Origin of the sequence: Streptococcus sp. LMAG:39 (genome assembly GCF_008680485.1) — a bacterium.
GTDB classification, from domain to species: Bacteria; Bacillota; Bacilli; order Lactobacillales; family Streptococcaceae; genus Streptococcus; species Streptococcus pasteurianus.
On sequence record NZ_NALE01000001.1, the window covers coordinates 1,395,410 to 1,412,500 of the forward strand.

General features: G+C 39.0%; 17 protein-coding genes, 1 tRNA gene, 2 rRNA genes and 2 pseudogenes (1 of these 22 running past the window's edge). 20 read left to right on the top strand and 2 right to left on the bottom strand.

The features are described 5' to 3' along the window. Window positions 1–6: 6 nt before the first annotated feature. The 9 genes from cysE (at window position 7) to rpsI (ending at window position 6,975) form a co-directional block, all read left to right on the top strand. A complete protein-coding gene (gene cysE / locus CCC20_RS07125) occupies window positions 7–600 on the top strand; it encodes a serine O-acetyltransferase (RefSeq protein ID WP_058692698.1) in 594 nt (197 codons plus the stop codon). 83 nt (window positions 601–683) lie between these two features. Next, on the top strand, window positions 684–2,030 hold the full coding sequence (gene cysS, locus CCC20_RS07130) for a cysteine--tRNA ligase (protein ID WP_003063177.1): 1,347 nt from the start codon (window positions 684–686) through the stop codon (window positions 2,028–2,030). Next, window positions 2,023–2,427 (top strand): Mini-ribonuclease 3, encoded by a 405-nt coding sequence (locus CCC20_RS07135; protein ID WP_058692700.1) that lies wholly within the window; start codon window positions 2,023–2,025, stop codon window positions 2,425–2,427. Before cysS ends, CCC20_RS07135 begins: the two co-directional genes overlap by 8 nt. Window positions 2,428–2,489: 62 nt before the next feature. Further along, complete coding sequence (rlmB, locus tag CCC20_RS07140; protein ID WP_117567438.1) at window positions 2,490–3,239, top strand: 23S rRNA (guanosine(2251)-2'-O)-methyltransferase RlmB; 750 nt, start codon at window positions 2,490–2,492, stop codon at window positions 3,237–3,239. Window positions 3,240–3,289: 50 nt separating this feature from the next. After that, window positions 3,290–3,802, top strand: coding sequence for an NYN domain-containing protein (locus tag CCC20_RS07145; RefSeq protein WP_117567440.1), 513 nt, complete (start codon window positions 3,290–3,292; stop codon window positions 3,800–3,802). 162 nt (window positions 3,803–3,964) lie between these two features. Further along, entirely contained in the window at window positions 3,965–4,825 is an 861-nt protein-coding gene (locus tag CCC20_RS07150; protein ID WP_069789196.1) for a DegV family protein, read from the top strand. 130 nt (window positions 4,826–4,955) lie between these two features. Then, complete coding sequence (locus CCC20_RS07155; protein ID WP_117567442.1) at window positions 4,956–5,912, top strand: ketopantoate reductase family protein; 957 nt, start codon at window positions 4,956–4,958, stop codon at window positions 5,910–5,912. Window positions 5,913–6,113: 201 nt separating this feature from the next. Next, the gene (gene rplM, locus CCC20_RS07160) at window positions 6,114–6,560 is read left to right on the top strand and encodes a 50S ribosomal protein L13 (protein ID WP_003063191.1); all 447 of its coding nucleotides are present in this window, start codon (window positions 6,114–6,116) and stop codon (window positions 6,558–6,560) included. Between the two features lie 22 nt (window positions 6,561–6,582). Continuing rightward, window positions 6,583–6,975, top strand: a complete 393-nt coding sequence (gene rpsI, locus CCC20_RS07165) for a 30S ribosomal protein S9 (protein WP_003063193.1) — start codon at window positions 6,583–6,585, stop codon at window positions 6,973–6,975. Window positions 6,976–7,116: 141 nt separating this feature from the next. On the opposite strand, the pseudogene CCC20_RS07170 reads toward rpsI, so the two are convergent. After that, window positions 7,117–7,422: pseudogene (locus CCC20_RS07170) on the bottom strand (tyrosine-type recombinase/integrase); the annotation flags it as partial. A 114-nt stretch (window positions 7,423–7,536) separates the two neighbouring features. On the opposite strand from CCC20_RS07170, the gene CCC20_RS07175 reads away from it, so the two are divergent. From CCC20_RS07175 to CCC20_RS07210, 8 genes are read left to right on the top strand one after another with little or no spacing between them, the layout of a single operon-like run. Then, window positions 7,537–7,956, top strand: coding sequence for a PTS sugar transporter subunit IIA (locus CCC20_RS07175; RefSeq protein ID WP_069789198.1), 420 nt, complete (start codon window positions 7,537–7,539; stop codon window positions 7,954–7,956). Window positions 7,957–7,971: 15 nt separating this feature from the next. Beyond that, complete coding sequence (locus CCC20_RS07180; RefSeq protein WP_069789199.1) at window positions 7,972–8,439, top strand: PTS sugar transporter subunit IIB; 468 nt, start codon at window positions 7,972–7,974, stop codon at window positions 8,437–8,439. Window positions 8,440–8,449: 10 nt separating this feature from the next. Continuing rightward, window positions 8,450–9,226, top strand: a complete 777-nt coding sequence (locus CCC20_RS07185; protein WP_069789200.1) for a PTS mannose/fructose/sorbose/N-acetylgalactosamine transporter subunit IIC — start codon at window positions 8,450–8,452, stop codon at window positions 9,224–9,226. Then, entirely contained in the window at window positions 9,213–10,031 is an 819-nt protein-coding gene (locus CCC20_RS07190) for a PTS system mannose/fructose/sorbose family transporter subunit IID (RefSeq protein ID WP_069789201.1), read from the top strand. Before CCC20_RS07185 ends, CCC20_RS07190 begins: the two co-directional genes overlap by 14 nt. Before the next feature lie 28 nt (window positions 10,032–10,059). Beyond that, window positions 10,060–11,058, top strand: coding sequence for an SIS domain-containing protein (locus CCC20_RS07195; protein ID WP_058692712.1), 999 nt, complete (start codon window positions 10,060–10,062; stop codon window positions 11,056–11,058). 56 nt (window positions 11,059–11,114) lie between these two features. After that, entirely contained in the window at window positions 11,115–12,194 is a 1,080-nt protein-coding gene (locus CCC20_RS07200) for an SIS domain-containing protein (protein WP_058692713.1), read from the top strand. After that, a complete protein-coding gene (locus CCC20_RS07205) occupies window positions 12,178–12,831 on the top strand; it encodes an HAD family hydrolase (RefSeq protein ID WP_058692714.1) in 654 nt (217 codons plus the stop codon). The genes CCC20_RS07200 and CCC20_RS07205 overlap by 17 nt, the downstream gene beginning before the upstream one ends. Before the next feature lie 4 nt (window positions 12,832–12,835). After that, entirely contained in the window at window positions 12,836–13,087 is a 252-nt protein-coding gene (locus CCC20_RS07210; RefSeq protein ID WP_058692715.1) for a hypothetical protein, read from the top strand. On the opposite strand, the pseudogene CCC20_RS07215 reads toward CCC20_RS07210, so the two are convergent. Beyond that, window positions 13,065–13,316 (bottom strand): annotated as a pseudogene (locus CCC20_RS07215) (IS3 family transposase); the annotation flags it as partial. The gene CCC20_RS07210 and the pseudogene CCC20_RS07215 overlap by 23 nt on opposite strands. 523 nt (window positions 13,317–13,839) lie before the next feature. Between CCC20_RS07215 and CCC20_RS07220 the strand changes: the two are divergent. The 3 genes from CCC20_RS07220 to CCC20_RS07230 form a co-directional block, all read left to right on the top strand. Next, window positions 13,840–15,388, top strand: a 16S ribosomal RNA gene (locus CCC20_RS07220). A gap of 55 nt (window positions 15,389–15,443) precedes the next feature. After that, window positions 15,444–15,516 (top strand) — tRNA-Ala (locus tag CCC20_RS07225). Window positions 15,517–15,660: 144 nt separating this feature from the next. Beyond that, a 23S ribosomal RNA gene (locus CCC20_RS07230) occupies window positions 15,661–17,091 on the top strand (it continues 1,470 nt past the right edge of the window). The 16S and 23S rRNA genes sit together here with 1 tRNA gene alongside, the layout of an rRNA operon.

A 17,091-nucleotide genomic window follows, 5' to 3' on the forward strand; every position in this document is an offset into this window, starting at 1 on the left:
GAAGATATGGGTTGGTGGAAAGAAACCATAGACATTGTTAAGAAAAATGATCCAGCGGCTCGTAGCTCTCTGGAAATTATCTTAACGTATCCCGGTATTAAAGCACTAGCTGCACATCGTTTATCGCACTTTTTGTGGAAACATAGTTTTAAATTAATTGCTCGTATGCACAGTCAATTTTGGCGCTTTTGGACACAAATTGAAATTCACCCAGGAGCTGAAATCGCTGAAGGAGTTTTTATTGACCACGGTTCAGGGCTTGTTATTGGAGAAACAGCTATCGTGGAAAAAGGAGTTATGCTCTATCATGGTGTAACCCTTGGTGGAACAGGTAAAGATGTGGGAAAACGTCATCCGACCGTTCGTGAAGGAGCGCTTGTCTCTGCTCACGCTCAAGTCATTGGTCCTATTGAAATTGGAAAAAATGCTAGGGTAGGTGCTGCTGCCGTTGTAGTTGCGGATGTTCCTGCTGATGTCACAGTTGTCGGGGTTCCTGCAAAAGTTGTTCGTGTCCACGGTAAGAAAGACGTGGATGCTATTCATAACATGGAAGAAAATCGTGAATATTACACGTCTAAACTTGAAGAATCACGCTATTAAAGCCTGCATTCCTCAAAAATTTAGACAATATGAACAGTTTAAACAATAGTTTAAGAATGAACTATAAAAGGGGAGAAACAGACATGACAATTAAAATTTATGATACAATGACCAGAAGTTTGCGAGATTTCGTGCCGATTACTGAAAATACGGTTAATATGTATGTCTGCGGACCAACGGTTTACAACTACATTCATATTGGAAATGCTCGTAGCGTTGTGGCGTTTGACACCATTCGTCGTTATTTTGAATACCGAGGCTACAAGGTTAACTACATTTCTAACTTCACAGATGTTGATGACAAAATCATCAAAGGAGCTGCTGAAGTTGGTATGGACACCAAAGCTTTTTCAGATAAATTTATCGCCGCTTTCATGGAAGATGTCAAACAACTCGGTGTGAAACCAGCAACTAAAAATCCTCGTGTCATTGATTATATGGATGAAATTATTGACTTTGTGAAAGTTTTGGTAGATAAAGGTTTTGCTTACGAAGCTAATGGTGATGTGTATTTTCGCGTTGCAAAAAGCCAAAACTATGCAAAACTCGCTAATAAAACACTTGCTGACTTAGAAGTTGGAGCTAGTGGTCGTGTTGATGGCGAAGGAGAAATCAAGGAGAATCCCTTAGACTTTGCCCTTTGGAAATCAGCCAAACCAGGCGAGGTTTCATGGCAAAGCCCATGGGGAGAAGGACGCCCTGGTTGGCATATTGAATGTTCGGTTATGGCGACAACCATTCTTGGTGATACGATTGATATTCACGGTGGTGGAGCCGACTTGGAATTTCCTCACCATACCAACGAAATCGCCCAATCTGAAGCCAAAACAGGAAAAACATTTGCCAATTATTGGATGCACAATGGTTTTGTAAATGTGGATAATGAAAAAATGTCAAAATCTCTTGGAAATTTTGTAACTGTTCATGATATGTTAAAAAACGTTGATGGACAAGTTTTAAGATTTTTCCTTGCGACACAACAATACCGCAAGCCAGTGAATTTCACTGAAAAAGCTGTTCATGACGCCTCTGTTAATCTTAAATATTTGAAAAATACTTTTACATTGCCACTTACTGAAGAAGCCGATGCTGCTGAATTGGCAAAATTTAAAGCTGATTTTGAAGCAGCTATGGATGATGATTTCAATACGGCAAATGGTATTACAGTCATTTTTGATATGGCAAAATGGATTAATTCAGGTAATTATAATCAAGCAGTCAAAGATACCTTTGCTAAGATGCTTGCTGTATTTGGTATTGTGTTTGAAGAAGAAGTCTTGGATGCTGATATTGAAGCACTTATTGAAAAACGCCAAGCTGCGCGTGCCAATAAAGATTTCGCAACAGCAGATGCCATTCGTGACCAATTAGCAGCGCAAGGTATTAAGCTTCTTGATACCAAGGATGGTGTGAGGTGGACACGTGACTAACAAGGTAGATGTCAATCTAATTAATGGTATTGCCCTTGCTTTTGAAGGTGACGCGGTTTATTCCATGTATATTCGTAAGCACTTGATTTTTCAAGGATTAACAAAGCCAAATCAATTGCACCGCAAAGCAACCAAATATGTCTCTGCTAAGGCGCAAGCTATGCTAATTAATCTTATGTTAGAAGCTCAGCTATTGACCGAAAAAGAAGAAGACATCTATAAACGCGGTCGCAACACAAATAGCCACACCAAAGCCAAAAATGCGGATGTCGTGACTTATCGCATGTCAACAGGCTTTGAAGCAGTCATGGGATATCTTCATATGACTGGCCAAATCGAACGCCTCGAAGAACTAATCGACTGGTGTATTCAAGCCATTGAGAAAATAGAAGACTAGCTATAAATAAAAATAACAGCCAGTTCTCGCATGAGAGCTGGTTTTCGTGATATAATAACACTATGAAAAACAGAGAATTTAATGAAACTAATGACATTGTTTACGGTGTTCATGCCGTAACGGAGAGTTTGACGGCTAATACAGGAAATAAACTCTACATTCAAGACGATTTACGCGGAAAAAATGTTGATAAGATAAAAAACTTAGCAGCAGAGAAAAAAGTATCTATCTCTTGGATGCCTAAAAAAACACTTAACGATATGACAAATGGAGCTGTTCACCAAGGATTTGTTTTGCGTGTTTCAGAATTCGCCTATGCAGAATTGGACATGATTTTGGATAAAGCTGCGCAGGAAGAAAATCCGCTCATTCTTATCTTGGACGGACTCAATGACCCACATAATTTTGGCTCAATCTTGCGAACAGCTGATGCAACAAACGTGACAGGTGTTATCATTCCAAAACACCGTGCGGTTGGTGTTACGCCAGTTGTTGCCAAGACATCAACAGGTGCCGTTGAGCATGTGCCGATTGCACGTGTGACAAATCTCAGCCAAACCCTTGATAAATTAAAAGAACAGGGCTTTTGGGTATTTGGAACAGACATGAATGGAACCCCATCTCACAAATGGAATACTTCAGGTAAATTAGCATTAATCATCGGAAACGAAGGAAAAGGCATTTCACAAAACGTCAAAAAACAAGTTGATGAAATGATTACCATTCCGATGAACGGTCATGTGCAAAGTTTAAATGCCAGCGTCGCTGCGGCAGTATTAATGTACGAAGTCTTCCGCCATAAAATCAACTAAAACCTTGTAAAGCCGAAAAAAGCTAGCCATCTATGAAAGGACTAGAACAATTGAAGAAAAAAATCCTCTTAGTTGATGGTTATAATATGATTGCCTTTTGGCAGGAAACACGTCAACTGTTTAAGAAAAATCAACTAGACGAAGCCAGAAATATCTTGCTACGTAAGTTAAATAACTACGCTCATTTTGAAAATCTTGACATCATCTGTGTTTTTGATGCGCAATATGTCCCTGGAGTTCGTCAACGCTATGACCAATATAAAATTCAAGTCATCTTTACAGAAGAAGACGAGACTGCAGATTCTTACATTGAACGTACCGTCGCTGAATTAAACACACCCCGTAATCTTGTTGAAGTTGCAACCAGTGATTTGAATGAGCAGTGGACAGTTTTCTCGCAGGGAGCTTTACGCGTCTCGGCCCGTGAACTCGAACAACGTGTTAATACAGTCAAATCAGATTTGGATAAAATGTCTCAACATATTGATTTAACAACACCCAAATTACGCCCTTGGAACGACGGACAATTGGATAAATTGAAGCAATTGCTAGACGATATGTAGTTTAATCAGAAACAGACTTTTAAAAAAGAAGCTCGCGCAGTGTGAGCTTTTTTGGTATAATAATTTAAAATCATTTGATTATCAAAGTATTATTTTGGAAATGAAAACTGATTTGACGGTAAAATGTCAGAAAAATCAGTGTTTGATAGTAAAGGAAGAATTATGACTTTTAAATTAATAACAGATTCAACAGCTGATTTAGATGAAGAATGGGCAAACGCTCACGATGTTGAAATTTTAGGATTAACCATTCAATTAGACGGAAAAACATACGAAACTGTCGGTGAGAACCGTTTAACGAGTGAAGTATTGCTTGAAAGCATGAAAAATGGTGGCAAACCAACCACTAGTCAAGTTAATGTGGGACAATTTGAAGAAAGCTTCCGACGTCATGCTCAAAATGGGGACAAAGTGCTTTATTTGGCATTTTCATCTGTTCTTTCAGGAACGTATCAAAGCTCTATGATTGCGCGTGATATCGTTTTGGAAGAATTCCCGCAAGCTACTATTGAAATTGTTGATACTTTGGCTGCTGCTGGTGGTGAAGGTTACTTGTCTATTTTAGCAGCGCAAGCGCGTGATGAAGGAAAATCTCTTGAAGAAACCAAAGCAATGATTATTGATATTTTGCCACGTTTAAGAACCTATTTCTTGGTTGATGACCTTTATCATCTTATGCGTGGAGGACGTTTATCAAAAACGTCAGCTATTATGGGAAGTTTAGCAAATATCAAGCCACTTTTGTGGATTGATCCATCTGGAAAGTTAGTTCCATTAACCAAAGTTCGTGGCCGCAAAAAAGCCTTGAAAGAAGTCGTTTTCCAAGCAACACAATCATTAGCACATGACACAGCCGTTGTTGCCTATGCTAATGACATCGAAGGTGCTGAAACACTCAAAAAATCATTACTAGAACATGAAGATGTTGACCATGTCCTCATCATGCCACTAGGACCAGTCATTTCTGCCCACGTAGGACCAGGAACATTAGCCGTCTTTTCAGTCGGAAAAGAAGCAAGATAATAGAGAAAGGCTAGAATCGTAAGTTCTAGCCTTTTTATTTATAGCTAGCCATAAGAAAATTCTATACCTGATTTCCTCGATATTCGACTGATGAAGTGATATAATTTTTAAAATCAAAGGAGGAAAAGACATGGCTTTGACTTATGCTGTACTTGGAAGTGGTGCAATGGGACTACGTTTTGGGCTGCTATTAAAAGAACACCTCGGTGCTCAAGTAGATTTTATTGATACGTGGGAAGAGCAAATCGACACGGTTAGAAAACAAGGTGGTGTTTATCAATCACGTGATGGTAAAAATTGTCATCTGATTCCGATTAGCATTAAGACACCAGAAGAATACCAAGGAAAACCAGATGTTTTTATCATTTTTGATAAACAAATGAATTTGTCGCAATTACTCGAACGAAGTAAGCATTTCTTCCACAAAAATCAATATGTTTTCACAGGAATGAACGGCATGGGACATATCGAGAAAATCAATCGCTATTTTGCGCCTGAAAAAGTTTTAGCAGGAACTTGTCTGATTGGAACGGTCTTGAAAGACGCAGGAAATGTTGATTTTATTGGAAAAGCAGGTGCTGGTTCTATTAATATTGCCGCTCAATCAGGAACGGTCGATGATATTCAAAAGCAGATAATAACTGAATTTGAATCCTCAAACCTCAATCCAAATCTGACTGATAATTTTTTAGGAACACTTTACACAAAAGTAGTGTTCAATTCTGTCATCAATACCATTTGCACCCTTTTTGAAATTCGTATGGGACAATTCATTGATTACGAAGGTGCCGAAAAACTAGGACGTCAATTAATTGATGAAGCTTATAACGTTGCCGAATTAGCTGGCATTACTCCTCTGAATAGTCGTGATGAAGAATGGGAGATCATTCGGTATGTTAGCACGGAAACAAGTCCTCTGCATTATCCGTCAATGTACCAAGATATGAACAAAGGACGTCAGACAGAAGTTGATTATATCAATGGTTATATCTATGATTTAGGCAGGACTTATGATTACCAAGCAAAAACGCATGACTTTTTACGCCACTTAGTTCACTTAGCAGAAAATACCCGTAAATTCCGCTAAGCGTTTTCTATGAAAAAGAAGAAAAAATCGCAAAAAACTTAGAAAAGATGGTAGGTAAGTGTTGACTTGGTACCACTTTTTTTGGTATTATAATAAACGGTATTGTTTACCCCATTTGTAAGGCCCCGGAACCTTTCAAATAACTCGTGGACCGGAACATCCACACTTTGTAAACAAAAACGAATTCGTATAGGAGAACTCATGAACAAAACAACATTCATGGCTAAACCAGGCCAAGTTGAACGTAAATGGTACGTTGTTGACGCAACAGATGTACCTCTTGGACGTCTTTCTGCAGTAGTTGCTAGCGTACTTCGCGGAAAAAACAAACCAACATTTACACCACACACTGATACAGGTGATTTCGTTATCGTTATCAATGCTGAAAAAGTTAAATTAACTGGTAAAAAAGCAACTGATAAAATCTACTACACTCACTCAATGTATCCAGGTGGTTTGAAACAAATTTCAGCTGGTGAACTTCGTTCTAAAAATGCTGTTCGCTTGATTGAAAAATCAGTTAAAGGCATGCTTCCACACAACACTCTTGGACGTGCACAAGGCATGAAATTGAAAGTCTTCGTAGGTAGCGAGCATACACATGCTGCACAACAACCAGAAGTACTTGATATCAAAGGACTTATCTAAGAGAGAAAGGAGCATCTATTAAATGGCACAAGCACAATACACAGGTACTGGTCGTCGTAAAAATGCTGTTGCACGCGTACGTTTAGTTCCAGGTACTGGTAAAATTACAGTTAACAAAAAAGATGTAGAAGAATACATCCCACATGCTGACCTTCGTCTTGTTATTAACCAACCATTTGCAGTTACATCAACTGAAGGTTCATACGACGTTTTCGTTAACGTTGTAGGTGGTGGTTACGCAGGTCAATCAGGAGCTATCCGTCACGGTATCGCTCGCGCATTGCTTCAAGTAGATCCAGATTTCCGTGATTCATTGAAACGCGCTGGTCTTCTTACACGTGACGCTCGTATGGTTGAACGTAAAAAACCAGGTCTTAAGAAAGCACGTAAAGCTAGTCAATTCTCAAAACGTTAATCAAAATCGCTCTATATCAACGTTTCAGAGCACTTTGCGAAGATTTCGCAGGGTGCTTTTTTTGATGTTTTTGAACTTGTGATAACCTTTTTGATAACCCTTTAGAAACTTTATTCTAGAAAAAATCTCAATCAAGAGATATTATTTTGCTTGATTGAGATACTCCGCAAATTTTTTGATGGAGTTTTGCTCTCCAGTTTTTGTTGTATGGGTATAAATATCAAGTGTCATTTGATTACTTGCATGCCCTAAACGTTTAGAGGTATTAGTTGGGTCAATTCCGATTTCTGTCATAAGGGTAGCATGAGTATATCGAAATCCGTGTGGACTGATAGATTTTAACTTGTATTTTCTGATAATCCGTTTGAGGGTATTATTGAGATAGTCCGCATGTAAAGGTTCAATCTGGTCCGAGTTTGTCAAGTAGGTAAACATGTACTCATTAGAAAGTTTTTTCGAAATCGCTTGCAATTCACGGATAATAGTATTAAAATAAAGATGTCCAATTTGGTGAAAAAATCATTGACACTATTCAATGAAAAAGAAAGGAGTGTAGAGAATATGGCAAAAATCATACTTGCATCGCATGGAGGATTATCTAAAGGGATGAAAGATTCAGTTTCTATGATTGTTGGAGATTTAGCTAGGGATATAGAAACATATAGCTTGCTTCCTGGACAAAATCCTGAAGATTTTTATCAAGAAGTTTTGAAAGAAGCAAAAAAGTGTGAAGAACAAATCTTAATCTTGTGTGATATTAAAGGTGGAAGTGTTCACACAGCATTATCTAAACTTGCAATATTAGATAATGTACTGGTCTTTTCAGGAATGAACATGGGACTAGTATTAGATGCAGTAATGAAAGGCTTGAACGGAAAACTTGAACTAGCAGAAGCGAACGATTTGATCGAAGCAGCTAAAGATGGAATGACTGTTATGAATGGAATGACAAGCGAAGATGAAGATGATGAAGATTTCTAATAGGAGGAGAAGAAAATGATTAAATTATTAAGAGTGGATCACAGATTGTTACATGGTCAAGTTGCTTTTTCTTGGAAAAATGCAGTTGAAGCAGATTGTATCTTAATTGCGTGTGATGCAGTTATGAAAGATGATTTAAGAAAAACATCAATCAAGATGGCAAAGCCAAGTGGTGTGAAATTAGTTATTAAAAGTATGGATGATGCAGTGAATGCGATCAACAGTGGTGTTACAGACAAATACAAATTATTGGCTGTCGTTGAATCTATTAAGGACGCTGAAAGATTGTGTAAAGAGTGCAACATCAACAAATTAAATCTTGGTGGTACTAAGGCTACTGCGGAAACTCGTAATATTTCAAAGGCAATGAATATTACTCCAGCAGAAGAAACAATTTTAAAAGGATTATGTGAATCAGGTGTGGATGTAACAATTCAGATGGTTCCAGAAGATAGTCCAGTAAATGTAGAAAAAGTATTATAAGAGGAGAAATATGTTACTACAAGCGATTTTACTTGGCTTGGTAGCAATGCTTGGAAATGCTGAGTATTTGTTCGGTACAAGTTTGCTGTCAAGACCATTGGTTATGGGTACTTTAACAGGTATTGTACTTGGTGATGTTCAAACAGGTGTTACTTTAGGTGCAACATTAGAATTAGCGTTTATGGGAGCTTTCTCAATCGGTGCTAGTATTCCACCTGAAATGATTTCAGGAACTGTATTAGGAACAGCTTTCACAATTACAACAGGAGCGGGACCAGAAACTGCATTAACTGTAGGTTTACCAGTTGCTTCATTAGTGTTGATCGCAAAAAACGTTGGAATGGTATTCATTTTACCTCCATTTGTTCACAAAGCAGATAAATATGCAGCTGAAGGAAATATGGTTGGAGTTGCGAGAATGCACTTATTAGGTGGATTCTTCGGTGTTAACTTAATTATCGGTGTTATCGTAGCATGTGGTTACTATGCTGGTGGACCTGCTGTACAGGCTTTATTAAATGTAATTCCTGAATGGATTTCAAATGGTTTACAAATCACAATGGGCTTATTACCTGCAATTGGATTCGGTTTATTGTTGATGATGATTATGGACAAAGAAGTTGCATGTTTCTTCTTCTTAGGATTCGCATTAAGCGTATACTTAGGAATTCCAGTAACTGCAATCGCAATTTTTGGAGCTATTATTGCCATCGTATTAACTCAATTACGTAGCAATTCAGCTCAAACAGCTACAGAAGGAGGATTAGACGAAGATGACGACTTCTAATAAATTAACTAAAAAGGAATTAAATCAAGTATTCTGGCGTTCATTTGGATTGGAATGGTCTTGGAACTATGAAAGACAGATGAATATGTCATACTGCTACAGTATGTTGCCAGTAATTAAAAAATTATATTCAAATAAAGAAGACCAGGCTGTAGCTATGAAGCGTCACTTGGAATTCTTCAATACAACTCCACAATTGGCAACATTAATTTTAGGTATTAGTGCTGCTATGGAAGAAAGTAATGCAAATGATCCTGAATTTGATACAGAAAGTATCAACAGTGTAAAAGTTTCATTGATGGGACCTTTAGCTGGTATTGGTGACTCATTCATTTGGGGAACATTACGTATTATCGCTACGGGTGTGGGTCTATCATTAGCGAATCAAGGAAATATCTTAGGACCTATCTTATTCTTATTGATTTTCAATATTCCTGCTCAAGGATTACGTTATTACTTAATGAACGCTGGTTATAAATTAGGTAGTGGATTCTTGGCTAAGATCCAGGAAAATGGATTGATGTCAAAACTTACTTATGCAGCAAGCGTTTTAGGATTGATGGTTGTTGGTGGTATGACAGCTGAAAACGTTTCAATCAAATTCCCATTGGCATTTGGTTCTGGTGATGAAGCCACTACATTAAATGATGTATTCAACAATATCATGCCTGGTTTGATGCCATTATTATTCACATTATTGGTTTACTATTTGTTGAAGAAGAAAAATATTAAGACAACTACATTGTTGTTAATTTGTGTTGTGATCGGATTGGTCGGATCATTCTTTGGTATCTTAGGTTGTTAATAAATTTAAATATATGGAGGACAATAAAATGATTAAATTTAATGAACAAGAAAAAATCGATAGCGTAAATGGAGCATTGGCTCTACGCCCTCAAATCAACGAAATCGTTGATGAAATCTGCGAACGTGGATATTCAAACATCTGCTGGTTAGGTGTTGGTGGTACTTGGGCAAGTGCTATGCAGGCTACAGTACACATGAAAGAAATGAGTGCTATTGAAACTTGGGCAGAAAATGCTGCTGAATACTTAACTACAGGAAACAAACGTATTACTAAAGATACAGTTGTTATTATCTCTTCAGTAACTGGAAACACTAAAGAAGTAGTTGATGCTATTAAAAAGATCAAAGCAGAAGTTGGCGCTACAGTTATCTCATTTGTTGATGCTAAAGAAGCAATCTTATTAGACCTAGGAGACTACAAGATCTCTTACCCAGTTAACGAGCAATTAAAGTTCTTCATGGTTGCTGACCGCTTCATGTTCAATAATGGCGAATTTGCTGACTACGAAGATATGTATAAAGAATTCGAAGAACACTTGGCACAAGCATTAGTAGAAGTAGAGAAGAAAGCTGAACCATTTGCTGTTGAATTTGCTAAAAAACACTGGAATGATGAAATGCACTACTTTGTAGGTGCTGGAAATCAATGGGGAGCTACTTATTCATACGCAATGTGCTATTGGGAAGAACAATTATGGTTAAAAACTAAATCAATCACATCTAATGAATTCTTCCACGGTATGTTTGAAATCGTAACGAAAGAAACACCAGTTACAATTTATATCGGTGAAGATGCTCAACGTCCATTATCTGAACGTGTAGCCAACTTTATTCCAAGAATTTGTGAAAACTACACAATTATTGACTCTAAAGATTACGAATTAAAGGGAATCAGTGAAAAATATCGTAAACATTTATCTCACCACGTAATGCATGCTGTAAACAACAGAATTGATGTTCACATGGAAATCGAAACTCGTCACCCAATGGAAATCCGTCGTTACTACAGAAGATTAGAATACTAAAATACAAAGGTGGATTTATTCCACCTTTTATGTATTAATGATTAGAGGGGTACATTATGGAAAAATTAACAATGCTTGACTATGTAAAAGAAACACCAGGCGTATTACGAACGAATATTGAACAATATACTACATTGGTTGAACCATTGATGAAGGAAGTGCAACAAAAGGAAATCAAACGTATTTTACTTGTAGCTTCCGGATCAAGTCATAATGCTTGTTATTGTGCAAGAAGCTTTGTGGAAAAAGTAAGTGGTTTAGAAGTAAGAATCATTACGCCATACACGTTTACGTATTATGAAAATAACATTAAGGAGAACGACTTAGTTTTAGTGCTTACACAGAGTGGGTTAAGTACAAATGCAATAGAAGCATTAAAAATCATAAAGAAAAAAGAATGTAGAGCTATTTGTTTAACAGGAAATAAAAACAGCGATGTAAAAGATGTTGCGGATATTGTGATTGAATATGGCGTTGGTGAAGAATTAGTTGGCTATGTTACAAAGGGTGTTTCTTCACTTGCGTTATTCTTAGATTTATTCGCAATTGCGTATTCTGGAAAGACGGAGTATTTGGATGAATTAAAGAAAGCAGCTGATTTAAATGAAGAAATGATTGATCAGGCTACAAACTTTATTCAGCAACATTATAAGAATTTCTCATCTATGTCCTGGGTTTACAGTTGTGGAGCGGGTGCTAATTATGGAACAGCACTTGAAAGTGCATTAAAAATGGGTGAAACCATTCATATTCCAAGTTGCTGTTATGAAATTGAAGAGTATATCCATGGACCAAACCTTCAATTAACGCCACAATACAATGTGATTTTCTTTGATGGAAACGATGGTGCAAGTCGACGTGTAGAACAAGTATATAAGGCTACACGAAAAGTCACAAATCGAGTTTATTTGATTTCAAACAACCCTCAATTATCGAGTGATGAGCATGTTTTAAGTTTGAGTGATACGGTATCAAGTGAATTAAGTCCACTTGTGTATCTACCATTTGTACAATTATTAAGTTATATTGTTTCAAATGACTTACACTCTATTTATCAACATCCATTATTAAAAGAATTTAAGGCTATCGCAGCTGCAAAAACGGAGAATTTTGTGAATTATGATGGAGACGATTAAAACGATAATTTTTGATATGGATGGTGTCATCTTTGATAGTGAAACCATGTATATAAATGATTTGATAAGATTTTTTAAACAACATGATATAGAAATACAAGTAAGTGATTGTATTCCTCTTATTGGTATTGATAGTAAATTATATTATGAACAAGCATACACAATGTGGAACAACAAAACAGATTTCATTACATTTAAAAATATGCTTCAAGAATATTTTCGTTCATTTGATTGTGATTATAAAGCAGTCGTTAGACCACAGATCTATTCTGTTTTAGAAAGCTTAAGTGAACATTATAAAATTGCGTTAGCGTCCTCTTCAAGTTTAAATACTATTAATACTGCATTAGATCAAGCTGATTTAAGAAAGTATTTCACACTTATAGTAAGTGGTGAACAATTCAAAGAAAGTAAACCCAATCCAGAAATATATTTACATACAATCAAAGAATTGAATGTGAATAAAGATGAAGGTATTATTATTGAGGATTCACCTAAAGGAATATTAGCTGCCAATAGAGCTGGTATTAAGGTATTGGCTTTAAAAGATGATAAGTTTGGCTTGGATCAAAGCCAAGCAGATATAATTATTGATGAATTAAATGATATTATAAAGTTGATTGAGAAAGGGGCATAAAAGTATGAATGCTATGTTAGTTGCTGTTATAGTGATTGCTGTTATTGGAATTATTCCAGTGATCATCAGAAAGAAACTCCTAAAAATCTGTCTTGCATTACTTCAAAACAATGATATTAAGGCAATAGAAGACTTAATAGCAACTAAACTAGCTAAGATATGTATTCCTCCATTTAATAGAGAATACTTACTTTTAAATGTTTATCTAAAACTAAAGGATGATAAACAAATAGGTACTCAAGAGCTACTTGATTGAGAGAGTGACCATCAATCAGAACTTTATCAATCATTTCCTGCTTGAGTTCTGGAGGATAATAGGTGTTCTTCCCTTTCTGGATAATGTTTATTCCGTATCGGTCAATCAATCGAATCATATATTTTACGCTGGATTCTGCGATAGCAAACTGCTTTGACAAGGACTTGATAGACTGACCACTTTGCCGTAGTTCATAAATCTTGATTTTATCTTCATAACTTAATTTCATAAAAATAACACCCCAAAAGTTAGATTTTTTTTCTGTCCAACTTTTGGGGTGCAGTTCACAATATAAGTCCTCTGTGGTGCATAATATTTTATGATAGGAAAAAATCAAATATAGGAAGATATAACTGCCGTTAAGGGTTGAGCATACCACTAGGAGTTAATATCGCTACAGTAAAAAATGCAAAAAGTAGTTGACAGTTTATCTTAAGTTTAGTATACTAATTGAGCTGTCGTAAGAGAGCAGGAGTCAGGCTTACAGAAAATCTAAAAAAGATGTTGACAAAGTAAGTTTGAGATGATACACTAATATAGCTGTTGTCCGAGATGGTCGGCAGTAATCAGAATGAAACAGATTTGAAAAAACTTAAAAAATAGTTGACAATCTGTTTTAGATTTGATAGAATATAGAAGTTGTCTCACGAGAGACAAAGACCTTTGAAAACTGAACAAGACGAACCAAACGTGCGGGTTGAGAAATCGACCTGTAAAGAAATAAATCTGTCAGTGACAGAATGAGAACAAGATTAAATGAGAGTTTGATCCTGGCTCAGGACGAACGCTGGCGGCGTGCCTAATACATGCAAGTAGAACGCTGACTACTTTAGCTTGCTAGAGTAGAAGGAGTTGCGAACGGGTGAGTAACGCGTAGGTAACCTGCCTACTAGCGGGGGATAACTATTGGAAACGATAGCTAATACCGCATAACAGTGTTTAACACATGTTAGATGCTTGAAAGATGCAATTGCATCACTAGTAGATGGACCTGCGTTGTATTAGCTAGTTGGTGGGGTAACGGCCCACCAAGGCGACGATACATAGCCGACCTGAGAGGGTGATCGGCCACACTGGGACTGAGACACGGCCCAGACTCCTACGGGAGGCAGCAGTAGGGAATCTTCGGCAATGGGGGCAACCCTGACCGAGCAACGCCGCGTGAGTGAAGAAGGTTTTCGGATCGTAAAGCTCTGTTGTAAGAGAAGAACGTGTGTGAGAGTGGAAAGTTCACACAGTGACGGTAACTTACCAGAAAGGGACGGCTAACTACGTGCCAGCAGCCGCGGTAATACGTAGGTCCCGAGCGTTGTCCGGATTTATTGGGCGTAAAGCGAGCGCAGGCGGTTTAATAAGTCTGAAGTTAAAGGCAGTGGCTTAACCATTGTTCGCTTTGGAAACTGTTAAACTTGAGTGCAGAAGGGGAGAGTGGAATTCCATGTGTAGCGGTGAAATGCGTAGATATATGGAGGAACACCGGTGGCGAAAGCGGCTCTCTGGTCTGTAACTGACGCTGAGGCTCGAAAGCGTGGGGAGCAAACAGGATTAGATACCCTGGTAGTCCACGCCGTAAACGATGAGTGCTAGGTGTTAGGCCCTTTCCGGGGCTTAGTGCCGCAGCTAACGCATTAAGCACTCCGCCTGGGGAGTACGACCGCAAGGTTGAAACTCAAAGGAATTGACGGGGGCCCGCACAAGCGGTGGAGCATGTGGTTTAATTCGAAGCAACGCGAAGAACCTTACCAGGTCTTGACATCCCGATGCTATTTCTAGAGATAGAAAGTTTCTTCGGAACATCGGTGACAGGTGGTGCATGGTTGTCGTCAGCTCGTGTCGTGAGATGTTGGGTTAAGTCCCGCAACGAGCGCAACCCCTATTGTTAGTTGCCATCATTTAGTTGGGCACTCTAGCGAGACTGCCGGTAATAAACCGGAGGAAGGTGGGGATGACGTCAAATCATCATGCCCCTTATGACCTGGGCTACACACGTGCTACAATGGTTGGTACAACGAGTCGCAAGTCGGTGACGGCAAGCAAATCTCTTAAAGCCAATCTCAGTTCGGATTGTAGGCTGCAACTCGCCTACATGAAGTCGGAATCGCTAGTAATCGCGGATCAGCACGCCGCGGTGAATACGTTCCCGGGCCTTGTACACACCGCCCGTCACACCACGAGAGTTTGTAACACCCGAAGTCGGTGAGGTAACCATTTAGGAGCCAGCCGCCTAAGGTGGGATAGATGATTGGGGTGAAGTCGTAACAAGGTAGCCGTATCGGAAGGTGCGGCTGGATCACCTCCTTTCTAAGGAAAAACGGAAGCACGTTTGGTAGTCTTGTTTAGTTTTGAGAGGTCTTGTGGGGCCTTAGCTCAGCTGGGAGAGCGCCTGCTTTGCACGCAGGAGGTCAGCGGTTCGATCCCGCTAGGCTCCATTGAATCGAAAGATTCAAAGTGATTGTCCATTGAAAATTGAATATCTATATCAAATTCCACAATTAGAAATAATTGTAGAAAGTAACAAGAAATAAACCGAAACGCTGTGATTTAATGAGTTTAAGGTCAATAGACCAAAATAAGGTTAAGTTAATAAGGGCGCACGGTGGATGCCTTGGCACTAGAAGCCGATGAAGGACGTGACTAACGACGAAATGCTTTGGGGAGTTGTAAGTAAACATTGATCCAGAGATGTCCGAATGGGGGAACCCGGCATGTGAAGCATGTCACTCATTACTGTTAAGGTAATGAAGAGGAAGACGCAGTGAACTGAAACATCTAAGTAGCTGCAGGAAGAGAAAGCAAACGCGATTGCCTTAGTAGCGGCGAGCGAAACGGCAAGAGGGCAAACCGATGTGTTTACACATCGGGGTTGTAGGACTGCGTTGTGGGACGCAAGATTATAGAAGAATTACCTGGGAAGGTAAGCCAAAGAGAGTAATAGCCTCGTAATCGAAATAATCTTAAACCCTAGCAGTATCCTGAGTACGGCGAGACACGAGAAATCTCGTCGGAATCCGGGAGGACCATCTCCCAACCCTAAATACTCTCTAGTGACCGATAGTGAACCAGTACCGTGAGGGAAAGGTGAAAAGCACCCCGGGAGGGGAGTGAAATAGAACCTGAAACCGTGTGCCTACAACAAGTTCGAGCCCGTTAATGGGTGAGAGCGTGCCTTTTGTAGAATGAACCGGCGAGTTACGATATGATGCGAGGTTAAGTTGAAGAGACGGAGCCGTAGGGAAACCGAGTCTTAATAGGGCGCTTTAGTATCATGTCGTAGACCCGAAACCATGTGACCTACCCATGAGCAGGGTGAAGGTGAGGTAAAACTCACTGGAGGCCCGAACCAGGGCACGTTGAAAAGTGCTTGGATGACTTGTGGGTAGCGGAGAAATTCCAAACGAACTTGGAGATAGCTGGTTCTCTCCGAAATAGCTTTAGGGCTAGCGTCGATGTTAAGTCTCTTGGAGGTAGAGCACTGTTTGATTGAGGGGTCCATCCCGGATTACCAATATCAGATAAACTCCGAATGCCAATGAGATATAATCGGCAGTCAGACTGCGAGTGCTAAGATCCGTAGTCGAAAGGGAAACAGCCCAGACCACCAGCTAAGGTCCCAAAATATATGTTAAGTGGAAAAGGATGTGGGGTTGCACAGACAACTAGGATGTTAGCTTAGAAGCAGCTATTCATTCAAAGAGTGCGTAATAGCTCACTAGTCGAGTGACCCTGCGCCGAAAATGTACCGGGGCTAAAACATATTACCGAAGCTGTGGATACCTATTATAGGTATGGTAGGAGAGCGTTCTATGTGTGAAGAAGGTGTACCGTGAGGAGCGCTGGAACGCATAGAAGTGAGAATGCCGGTATGAGTAGCGAAAGACAGGTGAGAATCCTGTCCACCGTAAGACTAAGGTTTCCAGGGGAAGGCTCGTCCGCCCTGGGTTAGTCGGGACCTAAGGAGAGACCGAAAGGTGTATCCGATGGCCAACAGGTTGATATTCCTGTAC